Origin of the sequence: Prevotella sp. P4-119 (assembly GCF_002251345.1) — a bacterium.
GTDB lineage: Bacteria > Bacteroidota > Bacteroidia > Bacteroidales > Bacteroidaceae > Prevotella.
In genome coordinates this window covers 37,427-53,503 of the sequence record NZ_NPJB01000079.1, presented here as the reverse complement: position 1 = coordinate 53,503, position 16,077 = coordinate 37,427, and the positions used below count along the sequence as shown (strand labels likewise).

Genomic DNA, 16,077 nt, shown 5'->3' with positions numbered 1-16,077 from the left:
TTTAAGAGGTGTAGCACTATCTTTATGATGACCTTGTAAAGCGACTCACGTAAGAGAAGAAATATGAAACAATGAAATTTCTTTTGCTTTTCGCTCACTTAATCGTACCTTTGATGCTTCTCATCTTAGGTACTCCCGTTCGGAAAAGCATAATAAAAATGGTTTTTTCTTTTGCTTTTCGCTCACTTAATCGTACCTTTGTGATTGCATCACCAAGGTACTCCCGTTCGGAAAAACATAATAAAAACGAGTTTTTCTTTTGCTTTTCGCTCACTTAATCGTACCTTTGTGATTGCATCACCAAGGTACTCCCGTTCGGAAAAACATAATAAAAACGAGTTTTTCTTTTGCTTTTCGCTCACTTAATCGTACCTTTGCAACATCGCGAAGAAGGAACAGAATTACCTTTTCCGATAATCTATAGAATAGAAACAAATTTAAAACGAAACGACAGATGAATAAGATGCTGATGATGATGGCTGCTTGCTTCTGTACCATCGGAATGATGGCACAAGGCAACCCACAGGTGAAAACAACTGATGGAACGCTTGAAGGAATGGAGCGTTCTGGTGTGAAAGTGTTTCTCGGAGTACCATTTGCTGCACCGCCAGTGGGCGATCTGCGATGGAAAGCACCACAGCCCGTTGTAGCATGGGAGGGTGTGCGTAGTGCTAAAGACTTTGGGCCTAACCCCATGCAAGAGAATATATTTGGCGACATGAACTTCGGTACGAAGGAAAACAGCGAAGACTGTCTATATCTGAATATATGGACTCCTGCTCACACCATGAAGGAGAAACTACCTGTGCTCATCTATTTCAACGGTGGAGGACTCATGGCTGGAAGCGGTAGCGAACCCAGATATGCCGGAGAGAGCATGGCGCGAAAGGGCATAATCGCTATTACTGCCAATTATCGTGAAGGCATCTTCGGTTTCTTCTCTCATCCGCAACTGTCGAAAGAAACAGCCTATAAAGGTTCGGGAAACTATGGATTCATGGATCAAGTGGCTGCCATTCAATGGGTGAAAACACATATTGCAGACTTTGGTGGCGATCCCGAACGCATCACGATAGCAGGCGAATCGGCTGGATCAATGTCAGTAAGTGCCTTGATGGCATCGCCACTGTGTCAAGGACTGATAGCACAAGCCATCGGATCAAGCGGCTCTGTCATGGGATTCAACGCTGTTGCTACACTCAAAGAGGCTGAGACAGCTGGCGTAGAAATAGCAAAAGCGCTGGGTTGTAAGACTATTAAACAGTTGCGTGCCATGCCGGCAGAAGAACTCATGAAGCGTGCCAACGTGAGAAACGTACCGAAATACTGCATCGATGGCTATTTCTTCACAGAACAACCCACACAGACTTATGCCGACGGAAAGCAGTTGCACATTCCTTTGCTCATTGGTGGAAACAATCAAGAGATGTCGCCTCAAGCGATTCTGGCTGGTCAGCCAGCCTCTGTAGAGGTTTTGAAAGAAGCTGCACGTCAGAAGTTTGGCGATGCCACCGACCAACTGTTCCGTCTATATGGCATCTATACTGCTAACGATGTGACAGGACAGCCGGGCACTGACTTGGCTTCTGATTTATTCCTCGACTATTCCACATGGAAGTGGGGACACATGCACCAGTTGACCAGTGGACAACCAGTTTATCGCTATCGCTACTGCCATCCGCGCCCAGCAATGGCTGTCAAGGGGAAAGTGGCAGGACTGGCTGGTGGAATACTAGATGCTAAAGATGGTGAACCCGCAGTGTCACAGGACAAAGGAGCGGTACATTCTGCCGATATTGAGTATGCCATGGGTACGTTGCCCACAAACAGAGTCTATGACTGGCAGCCCGATGACTATATGATCTCTGATGTGTTCAGCAACTATTACGCTAATTTTGTGAAGACAGGAAACCCCAACGGACTCGGTTTGGTGAATTGGCCGGCAGTCAACGGCAAAAATGTTCCACCTGTATTGCAGATTGACGTGCATACTTTTGTTAAGACCGATGAGGCGATGCAACAGCGTTATTTGCTGATGGACAAGTTGTTTTGGAAATAAACCATCATGCTGCAATACCTTAAAACTGATACGCTTCGATGTCTGACGGTGTCGCTAATGGCCGTTATGACATTGTCACTCTATGCGCAACAGACCGACCCTGCCAACGAGAGTAAGGCCGACGACGATCCGTTTGGCCCTACGTTCATGCCGATGGTCAAGGTTGGAAAGGTGCTGGAAGGCGGCGACAGCATCCAGTATATGGAGATGAACAATGTCTATGTTTATCCCCCCATCTCCTTCAGTAGCAAGAAACAGCAGATGGCGTTTAATAGATTGGTGCGCAATGTGAAGCGCGTACTGCCTATTGCCAAGGAGGCGCGCACCATTATGATGGAGACTGCGGAGTTTCTGGAAACTTTGCCTGACAAGAAATCGAAGGAGGAACACATGAAGCGCGTAGAGAAAAGCATCTGGAAAGAGTATCAGCCGAAGATGAAAAAACTGACGTATTCACAGGGAAAACTCCTCATCAAACTCATCTATCGCGAGAGTCATTCATCTTCCTACAATATGATTCAAGCCTTTCTCGGACCTGTGCGTGCTGGATTCTATCAGGCTTTTGCATGGGCGTTCGGCGCCAGTTTGAAGAAAGAATACGATCCGGAAGGTGTGGATAGACTCACCGAACGAGTCGTGCTGATGGTGGAAGCTGGTCAACTCTGATGTGTTCCGTAAGTGTTTGACAGGTGTTTGATAACCTAAACTTATCATCATCGAACACCACTATAAAGTTATATCCGATAATGAATTACGTTATAGTGGTGTTCGGTGTTCGATAAAAAATGAAAAACTAAAATATATGTGTTGCCGCGTGATGCCTTCTTGGGCGTCGGCATTACTTGTTCTCAAGCAATCGCAATGGGGTTTGTTGGATGGAGCAATGGTTCATAGTCTGGCAATACAGTAAAGCCCATTGACCTACCTTGTGATTATTTGTCGTTGAAAACCACTTGTAGCAGGGTCTGGCCTACGGCTTTTAGCGTGTTCTTGTCGATATGTTGCATATCGTCACTGACGGTGTGCCACGTCGGTCCAAAGGAACTTTGTTGGCAATCGGGATAGTGGTTGATGATATCTACACAGGGGACATGGGCCACTTCATTCACTGGTATGTGGTCGTCGGTCACGTAGCCGCCTGCCTCCATAGGGAAGAAACTGCTATAGCCTGCGGCACTTGCAGCACTCCAGATGCGGTCAACGAGGCGTCCGGCATGTTGCAGTGAGAAGCCTTCGTGGTAGAAACGGGCACCCTGACCACCCACCATATCGAGCAAAATGGCATAGCGATACTTATTAGAACCGCTTGCGGCATAGTTCTTGGCCCAGTGTTGTGCGCCCAATGCCCATGAGTCGCCATCGTCTGCGGCATCGCTCCACTGTGGTACGCCCCAGTCTTCGGCATCGAAGCAGACAAAGTCGATGCTTACAGGTAGTGAGTCGTTGTGTTGAAGCAGGCGTGCCAGTTCGAGCATGACAGCCACTCCCGATGCGCCATCGTTGGCTGCCATGACGGGTTTGTGCCAGTTGGCAGAGTCGGGATCATTATCTGCCCATGGGCGACTGTCCCAGTGTGCACATATCATGATGCGTGTTTCGTCGGTGCTGCGTTTGGGCATAGAGGCGATGATGTTGGTGCTTTTGAGTATTGTGCCGTCGAATCCCTTGAGGTCTGCACACTGAAGTTCAATGCTGCAACCGTATTTCTGAAACTGTGAAGCAATCCATTTGCCGCATTTCTCATGCGCCTCGCTATTCATTGTGCGAGGTCCATAGGTACATTGTGCTGCACAGAAAGCATAGGCAGAATCAGCATGAAATTCAATATTGACAGGTTTTTCCTCAGTTGCAGGTTGTTTGTTGGTAGTACCGCAAGCCATGATGGTGGCTATTGCAGCCCATAGCATGGCGATATTGAGTATGTGGTGTTTCGTCATTTTTCTGTTTGTAGTCTGTAGTCTATATGATAATGATTTCTACGATTTGGCGCTTTGCACCTGTTTCATGATACGCAGGAAATTGCGTCCCCAAATCTTTTGGATGTCGCGTTCGGAATAGCGTTTGGCCATGAGATGTCGGGTGAAATTGATCATTTCCGATGAGCAGGAGAGTCCGCGAATGCCTCCATCGCCATCGAAATCAGAACCTAAACCGACATGGTCGATACCCATAATATTGATAGCGTGGTCGAGATGTGCCAGTGCATCAAGTACTGTAGCCTCGCCATCTTTGCAGAGGAAACCATTATAGAGCGTCACTTGCATCACACCACCCTTAGCAGCCAGCTGTCGCATCTGGTCGTCGGTGAGATTGCGAGGATGGTCGCAAAGGGCTCTACAGCTGGAGTGGCTACACACAATGGGCTGTTGGCTGATGTCAAGTGCATCGTAGAAACTGTGCTCACCAGCATGACTCATATCTACCATGATGCCCAGTTTGTTCATCTTCCTAATGACCTGTTGGCCGAAGTCGCTCACACCGCCATGGGTATTGCAACCGCGTGCTGAGTCGCAGATGTCGTTGTCACCATTATGGCAGAGTGTCATATAGACGATGCCGCGCTCTGCAAAATGGCGCAGCTTGCGTAGATCGCCATTGATGGCTAAGCCATTTTCTATGCCCAGCATGATGCTCTTCAGCCCTTTCTTCTTATTGGCATAGAGGTCGGCAGGTGTCCGTGCAATGCTGAGGTAGGACTTATTGTGGGCCACCATGGTTTCTATCTTGTCGAAGATGAGGTCTGCATATTCCGTAGGATTCTTCACATCGAAATCAACAATTGATGGGAAGTCCTCGCCGGGTTTGGGTTGTGGCAGATAAGCCACCATGATAGTGGCATCTTGATGACCTTCGGTCATCTTGTGGAGATCTACCAATATCTTCTTGTCGCGACTGCCGAAATCTACGCCTTGAGGGAAGAACATCGGTGTGTCGCAATGCGTATCGAGGGTGATGATGCGCTCATGGAGCTTGCAGGCTTGGTAGAAATGTTCTGACTCCTTCACTAACCATTGGAAAAGTGGCGCTCCATCGACCAAACACTCTGGATGCCATTGCACGCCAATGATACTCTTGTATTCACGGCTTTCTATGGCTTCGATGATACCGTCGGCAGATTCTGCTGTGGTGCGGAAACGTGGTCCGCAGTGATCTACTGCTTGGTGATGAAATGAGTTGACGTAGAGTATGCCGTCGGTGTCCTTGAGCGTATCGGCATAGAGACTACCGAGAATAGAGTCGGGCTCTATCTTTACGGAGTGGGTGGGCTCTGAACGGTCTGCGTCCTGACTGTGTTTTACCTGTGCTCTGTGGCTGATATCCTGTTCCACATGGCCATCAAGAGCCATAGCCAATGCTTGAATGCCGCGACAAATGGCTAACATAGGAATCTGCCGATCGTAGGCTAACCGTATAGTGAGCAGTTCGGCAAGGTCGCGCTCGGCATTGATGCCTCCAAGCTTGACAACAGGTTGCTCGCCTGCAAACAGCGGATTGAAGTCGGAGCCACCGCTGATGAGGAGCCCATCAATATGTTCAATCGTATTGATGATAGTATCGGTCTGTGCAGAGGGAGGCATGATGATAGGCACGCCACCAGCATCTTCCACCGATTTATAATAGGTTTGAGCGAGCTTGCAGTTTCCTTCGCCATAGTTTCCCGTGATGGCAATGACAGGTTTGTGCGTTGCTGCAGGAAACGACGCATGGCATTTGGCCAGCTGTGCTTGCCAGTCAAAACGGTTCATACGCAGTGTTGATAGATGATTATTCGTTAGGTCCGATAGGAATCTCACGCTTGATGCTTTGTTCGAGCGATATCAGAGTCTCTGTAGCCACTACACCGGGGATGTCTTGCAGTTGGCCGTTGAGCAACTGCATAAGTTGTTCGTTGTCGCGGGCATAGAGTTTTACGAGCATGGTGTATGGACCTGTAGTGAAGTGACATTCCACGATTTCTGGGATATGCTGTATTCTTTCCACTACGTCCTTATACATCGAACCACGTTCCAAGGTGATTCCTACGTAGGTACAGGTGGTGTATCCCAGACTTTTGGGGTTAACGTCGAAACCGCTACCCATGATGACGTGACCCTCTATGAGGTGCTGGACGCGCTGGTGGATAGCTGCACGTGATACGTTACACTCTGCCGCAACATCCTTGAAGGGTATTCGGGCATTTTTAGATAGAATATTCAGAATCTTTTTGTCGAGATTATCAATCTTGTCGTTTGCTGCCATATTTATATGGTTTTAGATATTTTACTATTTGTAAGCAAAAGTAGTTATTATTGTTGAAACAGGCAACACTTTGCTTGATAATTTATGTTTTTTTAGACAAAATATCGGTATCATGGCCAGATTCATCGACCTTGATACCGATATACACTATTGTGTTGGGGTGTTTTCCCTGATGATTATTTCACTTCGAGAAGCTCGATTTTGAAGACGAGAGCAGAGAAAGGCTTGATGTCTTCACCCTGCTGGCGCTCACCGTAAGCTTGATCCTGAGGAATGTAAACCTCCCATACAGAACCTGCAGGCATGTGGGTCAGAGCGGTTGTCCAACCTTTGATAACCTGGTTGCAACGGAAGTCTGCGGGCATGTTGCGCTTGTATGAGCTGTCGAATACCTTGCCGTCGATGGTGCGACCCTCGTAGTTAACCTTTACCATTGAGGTGTCAGCAGGAATCTTACCGGTTCCTACCTTGATAACCTTATACTGTACACCACCGGGAAGAGTTTTCACACCTTCCTTCTTGGCATTGGCTGCAAGGAATTTCTCACCAGCTGCCTTGTTAGGACCGTAGGCTTTTTCCATGGTCTTGGCCTTGATGCTCTGCATCATCTTCTGAGCAACCATCTGTGCTGAGTCGATGCTCATGAGGCCACCCTTACCAGTTGTTCCGCTGATGAAACCTGCCATGAAGTTCTTCAGAGAGATGGTCTTGGTAGAATCCTCACCGAAAAGCTCGTGGTTGATGCCCTTCATCATCTGGTTTGAAATCTGCTGGCCAATCTGAATACCTGCGTAGTAAGCGGCTTTCTTCTTGTCGTCGCCGGCATTGGCTCCTTCGTTCAAACCTTTGATAAACTCGTCCAGATAGGCGGTATCCACGTCAAGACGTGTTACGAGATAATCTTTCAGACCCTGAGTCTGTGCCATACCGATGGCGTAGCTCAGTGTGTCTACGTCGCTCTTCAGGTTAGCCTTGGGAGCGGCATTGCCGCAAGAAAGCATGGCTACTGCGGCTACAGCGAATGCTGCAATGGTAAATTTCTTCATTGTATTACTAATGTTTGTATCATTTCTGTTTGGTTTAGAGCACCTTGATGAGCTCTACATCGAAAATAAGTGCTGCAAATGGGGGAATAGCACCTGCTGCTCCACTCTCACCATATCCCAGCATATAAGGTATGAAGAAGCGGTATTTAGCTCCTTCCTGCATCAGCTGCAGACCTTCGGTCCATCCGGCAATCACCTGCTGCAAACCGAATTCTGCGGGTTCACCACGCTGTACTGATGAGTCGAAAACTGTGCCATCGATGAGAAATCCCTCATAGTGGCAGCGTACTGTGTCTTTGGCAGATGGCTTTTTACCGTTACCTTCCTTGATAACTTGATATTGCAGACCGCTGGGCAGTGTAACCACACCGTCTTTCTTTGCGTTTTCTGCCAGATATTTCTCACCTGCTTCTTTGGCAATCTTGCCTTGTGCGGCGCGCTGTTCGTTGAGTTTCTTCTCTTGTGCCATGAAGTAATCTTGCACAATTTGCTGCGCTTCGTGGTTTGGTACCTTCAGTTCGTTGCCTGCAAGCACGTCTTTGATGGCTGCTGCAAAGTCGTCAACGTTCATGTCTGTGGCACCCATCTGCTTCAGCTGCATGCCGATACCGATGCCCATAGCGTAACTTACTTTATCCATTTTTTGTCTTTATAATATTATTAATGTATCTGTTTTAAAATCGGCGCAAAGGTACACATATTTTCTGATACCGCATTATTTTTTTATGAAAAATTATAGTGTTTCATGGTTTTTCTCATATCAAGAAAAGCCATTGACGGATAGTGCTACATGGAAATAGCTGGCAGAACTATCCGTAAACGGGATTTAATGCTTGTTCAGAATCAGTTCTACGCGGTTGACAATCTGCTCTGGTGCGATGTTGCGCATGCAAGCATAGTCACCTCGTAAGCATGGTTTCTGGCCGTAGATGCTACATGGACGGCACTCCAACGCTATCTGGATGGCATTCTCTGGGTTCTGATTCCAACCCATAAAACCAGTAAAAGGATGAGTGGCGCCCCATACGCTTACTACGGGTGTGGCTACCAGCGATGCCAAGTGCATATTGGCAGAATCCATGGATACCATTACTTGGAGGTGGCTCATTAAGATGAGTTCGTCGCGCAGATTATTCAAATGTTGGCTTACATACACACACTGGGGGTGGGCAGCACACCATTTCGGGAATGTTTCGTCTTCGCGCTGGCCTTTGCCAAATAAATAGATGCGAGTATCAGGATGTTTGGCAAGCAATTGCTCTACTACCTGTTCCATTAATCGAACTGGATAGATTTTGCCTTCGTGTGCGGCAAAAGGTGCAATGCCGATACACGGTTGACCGACAGTGGGACGGGGAAGACTCTCTGGCAAAAGATTCATGTCACCACCATCTTCTGAAAAAATGGAGCGGAACTGTACGTTGACGGGATAGCCCAAGCGGGCAAATACATCAGCATAGTTTTGGAATGAAGTAGGCAACTGAATCAGTTGCTTATTGCTTGAAGAGGTGATGCGACGGCGGTCTTTGCGATGTTTGTCAATGTGTGCCACTTTATAATGGTCCAGATTGAAGCGCATGCGCAGATAACTTGACCTCAGTACGCTGTGAAGGTCGGCAATGGCTGTAAACTGTTTGGCCAACAAACGGCGGTAGAGACTGTTCAAACCAGTGATACCGCGGTATTCGCGTTTGAGGTCAGCCTCCATAAAATTGATGTTGGGTAGCAGATCATCGAATAAAGGACGTGCAAAGTTACGGCTCAATACCGTAATGCGCACATCAGGATATTGCTGTGCCAATGCATAGACGACGGGCACTGTCATGGCCACATCGCCTAATGCAGAGAATCGGATGACGAGAAGATGTTCCTTTTTCACCAATTGAATTATTTCTTGTAGAGAATAGGGTTGGTAGAAGGATCGTTGTACATCTTCATCTGGCGATATACCTTCATGTACTTGCGACCCTGCTCAATGTCTTCGAGCAACTGGTCGATGGCTGTGCTGAGATCCACCTGCTGTTCAAGAAGAACCTGCAGCTTGGCTTGACACTTCTCTACATGGGCAACGTCAGCATCCTTGCGTTCGGTCTGTTCTTGCATGTGCCAGATCTTCAAAGCCAGAATGGAAAGACGGTCAATGGCCCATGCTGGACTCTCTGTGTTCAGTCGTGCGTCGGTCAAAGGCTTGATGTCACTATATAACTTACGGAAGTAAGAGTCGATTTCCTCTACCAAATCGGTGCGGTCTTGATTGCTGTGGTCGATGCGACGCTTCAGAGCCAGTGCCTCTGTTGGGTCGATGTGTGGATCGCGGATGATATCTTCCAGATGCCACTGTACGGTATCAATCCAGCATTTCAGATACAGGCTATACTCAATAGAGTCGCGCTCGTAAGGATTAGAAATGGGCGTGTCCACATGATCTTTCAAGTGATAGTCACGAATAGCTTGCTTGAAGATTTGGTTAGCTTTTTCAGTAAATGTCATAGTCTATATTTTTTTGTTTGGTGCAAAGGTACGAATAAGTGAGTGAAATACAAAAGAAAACCTCGTTTTCTTTTGCATTTCCGAACGTGAGTACCTTGGGCGCATAGCGCCAAAGGTGTAGAATAAGTGAGTGAAATACAAAAGAAAACCTCGTTTTCTTTTGCATTTCCGAACGTGAGTACCTTGGGCGCATGGCGGCAAAGGTGTAGAATAAGTGAGTGAAATACAAAAGAAAACCGTGATTTTTTTCTCTTTTCCTTCCCGATTCATTATCTTTGCATCCAATTATGAAAATAGTTGTTGACGATAAAATACCCTATATCCGCGAGAAACTCCAGATGCTGGCCGACCAAGTGGTGGCTATTCCCGGAGCAAAAATAGCGTCTGCCGATGTGAAAGATGCTGATGCACTTATAGTGAGAACTCGTACGCGATGTGATGAAAAACTGTTGGCTGGTTCGAAAGTGACTTTTGTTGCCACTGCAACCATAGGATTTGATCATATTGATGCCGATTATATGGAGCGTGCAGGCATAACATGGACCAGTTGTCCAGGATGCAATTCTGCCTCGGTCGCACAGTATCTCGAATCGTCACTTCTTTTGCTTCAACAACAGAAAGGACTTCAACTCAATAGTGCCACTATCGGTATCGTGGGATGTGGACATGTGGGACAGAAAGTGAAGAACGTAGCTGAACGCATGGGTATGCGTGTCTTGGTATGCGATCCGCCAGTGGGCTCCTCAGACTATGTGTCGTTAGACGTGATAGAGCGGGAGGCAGATGTCATCACTTTCCATGTGCCACTTACCCGCGAAGGATGTTATGCTACATGGCATATGGCAGATGAAGCGTTCTTCCAAAGGCTCTCGCGCGTACCTTATATAATTAATACAAGTCGTGGGCCTGTGGTTGATAATAACGCTCTGTTGACAGCATTGTGTGAAAAGCGAGTGCGCGATGCGGTTATCGATGTATGGGAGGGTGAACCTGATATCAATCTCCAACTCCTGAAACAGGCTTTTATTGCCACTCCACATATTGCAGGCTACTCTGCAGATGGCAAGACTAATGCTGATAATATGGTAATTCAAGCTCTTTGTCATCATTTCCATTTGCCCAATCCCGGTCGTATAGACCCTCCGTCTCTACCTGACGGTTTTCATTTCACAGGTGATCCTTTACAGCTTTACAACCCCATCAAGGATAGTGAAAAACTTAAAAACGATCCTTCGCTGTTTGAATCTTTGCGCAATAATTACCCACTTAGACGTGAAAAAATCTGAAAAAATATGCAGAAAAGGGGCTAAAAAGTGCACAGATTATAGGTATTTGTGCAAAGAAAAGCGCTTTTTTACCGAAATTATTTGCGTAACTCAATAAAAATTAGTTACTTTGCAACCGCTAAGTGCCCTATGGGGTAGTAAGCACACAAAAAAAGAATACATTATAAACTATTTTAAAAAGAACATTATGTCAGAAATTGAAAGCAAAGTAAAGGAAATCATCGTTGACAAGCTCGGTGTTGACGAGGCAGAAGTAAAGCCCGAAGCAAGTTTCACCAACGACCTCGGCGCTGATTCTTTGGATACCGTTGAGCTCATCATGGAATTTGAGAAAGAGTTCGGTATCTCTATCCCCGACGACAAGGCTGAGAAGATTGGCACTGTAGGTGATGCTATCGCATACATCGAGGAGAACAAAAAATAAATCACATCTGTGATGGACTTTTGGGTGTTGGGTGTTGGCGTACCTTTTGGTGGCCAATGTTCAACACCCATTCAGTAATAGGACATCACTAAGACAACCAAATCTAAAATATGGAATTGAAAAGAGTAGTAGTGACTGGACTCGGTGCCGTCACGCCACTGGGCAACACTTCTGAGGAGACCTGGCAGAACATGCTGGCGGGAAAGAGTGGCGCAGCCCCCATTACCAGCTTCGATACCACAAACTTCAAAACTAAGTTTGCGTGCGAAGTGAAGAACCTTAACATCAATGATTATCTTGATCGTAAAGAGGCTCGTAAGATGGATCGTTACACACAGCTGGCTCTTATTGCTGCTAAACAGGCTGTGGAAGACAGTGCAATGGACCTTGATACCGAAGACAAAAACCGCATTGGCGTTGTTTATGGAGTAGGTATCGGTGGTATTAAGACCTTCGAGGATGAAGTGAAATACTATGGTGTTCACGAGGCTGATGGTCCTAAATTCAATCCATTCTTCATTCCGAAGATGATTGCCGATATTGCTGCCGGACAGATTTCTATTATGTACGGTTTCCACGGACCAAACTATATCACTGCTTCGGCTTGTGCTTCTTCAAGCAATGCATTGGCTGATGCTTTCAACCTTATCCGTTTGGGCAAGGCCAACATTATCGTAAGTGGTGGTGCTGAGGCTGCTATCTGTGCAACAGGTGTTGGTGGTTTCAATGCGATGCACGCTCTGTCAACTCGCAACGATGAACCTGAAAAGGCAAGCCGTCCGTTCAGCGCAAGTCGCGATGGATTCATCATGGCTGAAGGTGCTGGTTGCTTGATTCTTGAAGAGCTCGAACATGCTAAGGCACGTGGTGCTAAGATTTATGCAGAAATGGTTGGTGCAGGAATGAGCGCCGATGCTCACCACATCACCGCCTCTCATCCAGAGGGTCTCGGTGCATGCCTCGTGATGCGCAACGCATTGGAGGATGCAGGCTTGAATCCTGAAGATATCGATTATATCAACGTACACGGAACATCTACCCACGTAGGTGATATCTCTGAAGCCAAGGCTATCAAGGAAGTGTTTGGCGATGCTGCTTATAAGCTCAACATCAGCAGTACCAAGTCGATGACTGGTCACCTCCTTGGTGCAGCAGGTGCTGTAGAGGCTATGGCTACCGTATTGGCTGTCAAGAACGACATCGTTCCTCCCACTATCAACCATGAGGAAGGCGATAACGATGAAGAGATTGACTACAACCTCAACTTCACCTTCAACAAAGCACAGAAGCGCGAAGTGCGTGCCGGACTGAGCAATACCTTCGGTTTTGGTGGTCACAACGCTTGTGTAGTGTTCAAGAAGTATGCTGAATAATTATAATTTCATAGATAGAATAAGGCTCCCTTTCCGCAAGGAGAAGGAGCTTTATTCTTCTTTATACAAAATTCTAGGATTTTATCCTCGCAACATACAGCTCTATAAGCAGGCTCTTCTACACAAGAGTCTGCGTCGCCGAAATGAGAAAGGACGTCCTTTGAATAATGAGCGCCTCGAATTTTTGGGTGATGCCATACTTGATGCTGTGGTGGGCGATATCGTATTTCGTCATTTTGAAGGCAAGCGCGAGGGATTTCTTACTAATACTCGCTCTAAACTCGTACAGCGCGAAACACTCGGACGATTGGCCAAAGAGATGGGTATCACTCGGCTGATCACTACGTCTGACCGCTCTACAGTTCATAACAGTTACATGGGGGGAAACGCTTTCGAGGCCCTTGTCGGTGCGATTTATCTCGACCGCGGCTATGAAGCCTGCATGCGTTTCATGCAGAAGCGTATCCTCAACCAGATTATCAACATCGATAAAGTGGCCTATAAGGAGGTCAATTTCAAGTCGAAACTGTTGGAATGGAGTCAGAAAAACCGTGTGCGGCTGGAGTTTAAACAAGTGGAACAGACGAAAGATGAGAATAGCAGTCCTGTCTTTGTCTATCAGGTGATACTTGAAGGTGTAGAAGGTTGTGCGGGTAAAGGATACAGTAAAAAAGAGAGTCAGCAGAATGCCTGCAAGGATACGCTACAGCGTTTGCGTCGCGAGCCACAATTCATAGACAGCGTGTTTGCTGCAAAGACGGAACGTACAAAGATGGAGGAGGAACCGATACTCTCTGTACCTGATCCAGAAGCAGATCAGCGTGATTTTATTGTGGAGCAGCCTCAAACTACAGAAAGAGATTTTCCTCGTCCACAGAAATCACAGCAGAAGAATGTATCGGCTAATGATAACCAGTCGGCAGACCGTCATGATATGGATTTTTCACTTGATGATATTACTGCAACACCACGGGCAAAGAGCCGTGAGGAGATTATTGCCGAAGCAGAGGAAGCTGCCTTTGCTGAATAAGTGATACTGATATCTGACAAAGCCCTGCTTTCTATATCTGGAAGCAGGGCTTTGTCAATTTGTATAGAAGTGGTGTGTATGTCATCTGCTAGATGTTATTGGGCCCTTTAGCCCTTATCGTCAAACGACAAAATGGAATAGTCTGTAGGCTTTACCGATTGTTGCCACACCATGCGAATAACTGATATTATTGTTTTTTTCGATCATCGTCAATCAGTTGTAATAGGCGTTCTACGGCTTCAGCCTCAGGGATATTCTTTGCTACACACTCTTTTTGTCGGTAGAGTGATATCTTTCCACGTCCTGCACCCACATAGCCATAATCGGCATCTGCCATTTCACCAGGACCATTGACGATACATCCCATGATGCCAATCTTTAGTCCTACCAGATGACTGGTTGCTGCTTTAATGCGGGCAATGGTGTCTTGTAGATTGTAGAGTGTGCGTCCGCAACCCGGACAAGAGATGTATTCTGTCTTGGTAAACTTAATGCGTGCAGCCTGCAGAATAGCATCTGCCAGACCTACGAGACGTTCTGCTGAGAAGTGGGGATTGTTGATGACAAGTTGATGAGCTTTACGGTCGATGAGTAAGGCTCCTGTTGTCATGGCGACTTTGAGTTGCATGGTCTGCCAATCTTCATCATCCAAGGTGATGGTGATGGTATCATCGGCGATGGAAGCCTCGGCTTTCTCACGCAGAATAGCACATGCTTCGATGTTATCTACAAGTTGGCGTGCTACAGGAATTTCACATTCTGGTTCTTCGCTGAGTGATACACGGATGGTGTCGCCAATGCCCTCTGTCAGCAAGGCACCAATACCTACGGCACTCTTGATGCGTCCGTCTTCGCCTTCTCCAGCTTCGGTAACACCGAGATGCAGTGGATAGTGCATGTCTTCATGGTCCATGGTTTCCACCAAGAGGCGTACCGTAGTAACCATGACCACAGTATTGCTGGCTTTGATGGATATGACCACATCGTTGAAGTTCTCACGTTTGCAGATGCGCATAAACTCCATGCAACTTTCTACGATACCTGCGGGAGTGTCGCCATAGCGCGACATGATGCGATCGCTGAGCGAACCATGGTTTACTCCTATGCGTACGGCAGTATGGTGCTCTTTACAGATATTGAGGAACGGCACTAGTTTGGCTTCTATTTTTTTTAGTTCATCGGCATATTCTGCATCGGTATATTCGAGATGTTTGAAGACTCTGCCAGGGTCAACATAGTTGCCGGGATTGATGCGAACTTTCTCGCAGTAGCATGCTGCCACATCGGCTACACGGGCTGTGAAATGTACATCAGCTACCAATGGAGCTGTATAGCCATCGGCTTTCAGCCGTTGAGATATGTTTTTCATATTCTCGGCTTCACGTGTTCCCTGTGTAGTGAAGCGCACCAACTCACCTCCTGCATCGATGATGCGTTTGGCTTGTGCCACGCAACCTTCGGTATCGTTGGTGTCTTTGGTGGCCATCGACTGGATGCGGATAGGGTTATCGCCTCCGATGCCGAGCTGTCCTACGTGGGCAATGGATGATACTCTTCGTTTGTAACTCATCTTCTTATGGATTGGTGAAGCAGTGCTTCAGTTGGTTTTATATTCGTATTTCACTTCGGCCAAATCGCGGTTAGCTTTCTCTATCTTGGCTTTCAGTCCAGCCTTATAGTCTGCCAGGCGCTTGGCAATGGCTTCATCGGAGAGTGCAAGCATTTCTACAGCTAAGATAGCTGCGTTCTGTGCACCGTTGACACCTACTGTTGCTACAGGGATTCCTGGGGGCATCTGTATGATGGAGAGCATGGCATCGAGTCCGTCGAGCATACCTTTGATGGGCACTCCGATAACGGGGAGTGTGGTTGATGCTGCGATGACGCCCGGTAGTGCAGCCGCCATTCCGGCAGCTGCGATAATCACTTTCAGACCGCGCTCCTTAGCCCCTGCAGCAAATGCCTCTACTGCGTCAGGGGTACGGTGTGCCGACAGCGCATTGACCTCAAAGGGAATTTGCATCTCGTCGAGTAGTTTACATGCTTTTTCCATAACGGGCAAATCGCTTGTGCTGCCCATGATGATGCTGACAATTGGTTTCATAATCGTATTTGTATGTCTTGTTGTTG

General features: G+C 47.1%; 15 protein-coding genes. 6 read left to right on the top strand and 9 right to left on the bottom strand.

What is annotated here, in order from left to right:
* Window positions 1–454 precede the first annotated feature (454 nt).
* Together CIK89_RS08685 and CIK89_RS08680 are read left to right on the top strand one after the other, a co-directional pair.
* On the top strand, window positions 455–2,059 hold the full coding sequence (locus CIK89_RS08685; protein WP_094390985.1) for a carboxylesterase/lipase family protein: 1,605 nt from the start codon (window positions 455–457) through the stop codon (window positions 2,057–2,059).
* A gap of 6 nt (window positions 2,060–2,065) precedes the next feature.
* Window positions 2,066–2,725, top strand: coding sequence for a DUF4294 domain-containing protein (locus tag CIK89_RS08680; protein ID WP_094390984.1), 660 nt, complete (start codon window positions 2,066–2,068; stop codon window positions 2,723–2,725).
* Window positions 2,726–2,991: 266 nt separating this feature from the next.
* On the opposite strand, the gene CIK89_RS08675 is transcribed toward CIK89_RS08680, so the two are convergent.
* The 7 genes from CIK89_RS08675 to CIK89_RS08645 all read right to left on the bottom strand — a co-directional run bounded on the left by CIK89_RS08675 (window position 2,992) and on the right by CIK89_RS08645 (window position 9,834).
* The gene (locus CIK89_RS08675) at window positions 2,992–3,996 is read right to left on the bottom strand and encodes a M28 family peptidase (protein WP_094390983.1); all 1,005 of its coding nucleotides are present in this window, start codon (window positions 3,994–3,996) and stop codon (window positions 2,992–2,994) included.
* A gap of 39 nt (window positions 3,997–4,035) precedes the next feature.
* Window positions 4,036–5,805 (bottom strand): membrane dipeptidase, encoded by a 1,770-nt coding sequence (locus tag CIK89_RS08670; RefSeq protein ID WP_094390982.1) that lies wholly within the window; start codon window positions 5,803–5,805, stop codon window positions 4,036–4,038.
* Window positions 5,806–5,824: 19 nt separating this feature from the next.
* The gene (locus CIK89_RS08665) at window positions 5,825–6,298 is read right to left on the bottom strand and encodes an Lrp/AsnC family transcriptional regulator (protein ID WP_094390981.1); all 474 of its coding nucleotides are present in this window, start codon (window positions 6,296–6,298) and stop codon (window positions 5,825–5,827) included.
* A gap of 176 nt (window positions 6,299–6,474) precedes the next feature.
* Window positions 6,475–7,344 (bottom strand): FKBP-type peptidyl-prolyl cis-trans isomerase, encoded by an 870-nt coding sequence (locus CIK89_RS08660; RefSeq protein WP_094390980.1) that lies wholly within the window; start codon window positions 7,342–7,344, stop codon window positions 6,475–6,477.
* A gap of 34 nt (window positions 7,345–7,378) precedes the next feature.
* Window positions 7,379–7,984 carry an FKBP-type peptidyl-prolyl cis-trans isomerase gene (locus tag CIK89_RS08655; RefSeq protein WP_094390979.1) on the bottom strand — a complete coding sequence of 202 codons (606 nt, stop codon included), beginning with the start codon at window positions 7,982–7,984 and terminating at the stop codon, window positions 7,379–7,381.
* 186 nt (window positions 7,985–8,170) lie between these two features.
* Window positions 8,171–9,223 (bottom strand): glycosyltransferase family 9 protein, encoded by a 1,053-nt coding sequence (locus tag CIK89_RS08650; protein WP_094391033.1) that lies wholly within the window; start codon window positions 9,221–9,223, stop codon window positions 8,171–8,173.
* An 8-nt stretch (window positions 9,224–9,231) separates the two neighbouring features.
* Window positions 9,232–9,834 (bottom strand): DUF4254 domain-containing protein, encoded by a 603-nt coding sequence (locus tag CIK89_RS08645; protein ID WP_094390978.1) that lies wholly within the window; start codon window positions 9,832–9,834, stop codon window positions 9,232–9,234.
* A gap of 287 nt (window positions 9,835–10,121) precedes the next feature.
* On the opposite strand from CIK89_RS08645, the gene CIK89_RS08640 reads away from it, so the two are divergent.
* From CIK89_RS08640 to rnc, 4 genes are all read left to right on the top strand, one after another.
* Window positions 10,122–11,120 carry an NAD(P)-dependent oxidoreductase gene (locus tag CIK89_RS08640; protein ID WP_094390977.1) on the top strand — a complete coding sequence of 333 codons (999 nt, stop codon included), beginning with the start codon at window positions 10,122–10,124 and terminating at the stop codon, window positions 11,118–11,120.
* Between the two features lie 187 nt (window positions 11,121–11,307).
* A complete protein-coding gene (locus CIK89_RS08635) occupies window positions 11,308–11,544 on the top strand; it encodes an acyl carrier protein (protein WP_094390976.1) in 237 nt (78 codons plus the stop codon).
* Window positions 11,545–11,654: 110 nt separating this feature from the next.
* Window positions 11,655–12,917 (top strand): beta-ketoacyl-ACP synthase II, encoded by a 1,263-nt coding sequence (gene fabF, locus CIK89_RS08630; protein WP_094390975.1) that lies wholly within the window; start codon window positions 11,655–11,657, stop codon window positions 12,915–12,917.
* On the top strand, window positions 12,907–13,947 hold the full coding sequence (gene rnc, locus CIK89_RS08625; RefSeq protein WP_094390974.1) for a ribonuclease III: 1,041 nt from the start codon (window positions 12,907–12,909) through the stop codon (window positions 13,945–13,947). The genes fabF and rnc overlap by 11 nt, the downstream gene beginning before the upstream one ends.
* Before the next feature lie 187 nt (window positions 13,948–14,134).
* On the opposite strand, the gene ispG is transcribed toward rnc, so the two are convergent.
* Entirely contained in the window at window positions 14,135–15,517 is a 1,383-nt protein-coding gene (gene ispG, locus CIK89_RS08620; protein ID WP_094390973.1) for a (E)-4-hydroxy-3-methylbut-2-enyl-diphosphate synthase, read from the bottom strand.
* A gap of 27 nt (window positions 15,518–15,544) precedes the next feature.
* Window positions 15,545–16,051, bottom strand: a complete 507-nt coding sequence (gene purE / locus CIK89_RS08615) for a 5-(carboxyamino)imidazole ribonucleotide mutase (RefSeq protein WP_094390972.1) — start codon at window positions 16,049–16,051, stop codon at window positions 15,545–15,547.
* Between the last annotated feature and the right edge of the window lie 26 nt (window positions 16,052–16,077).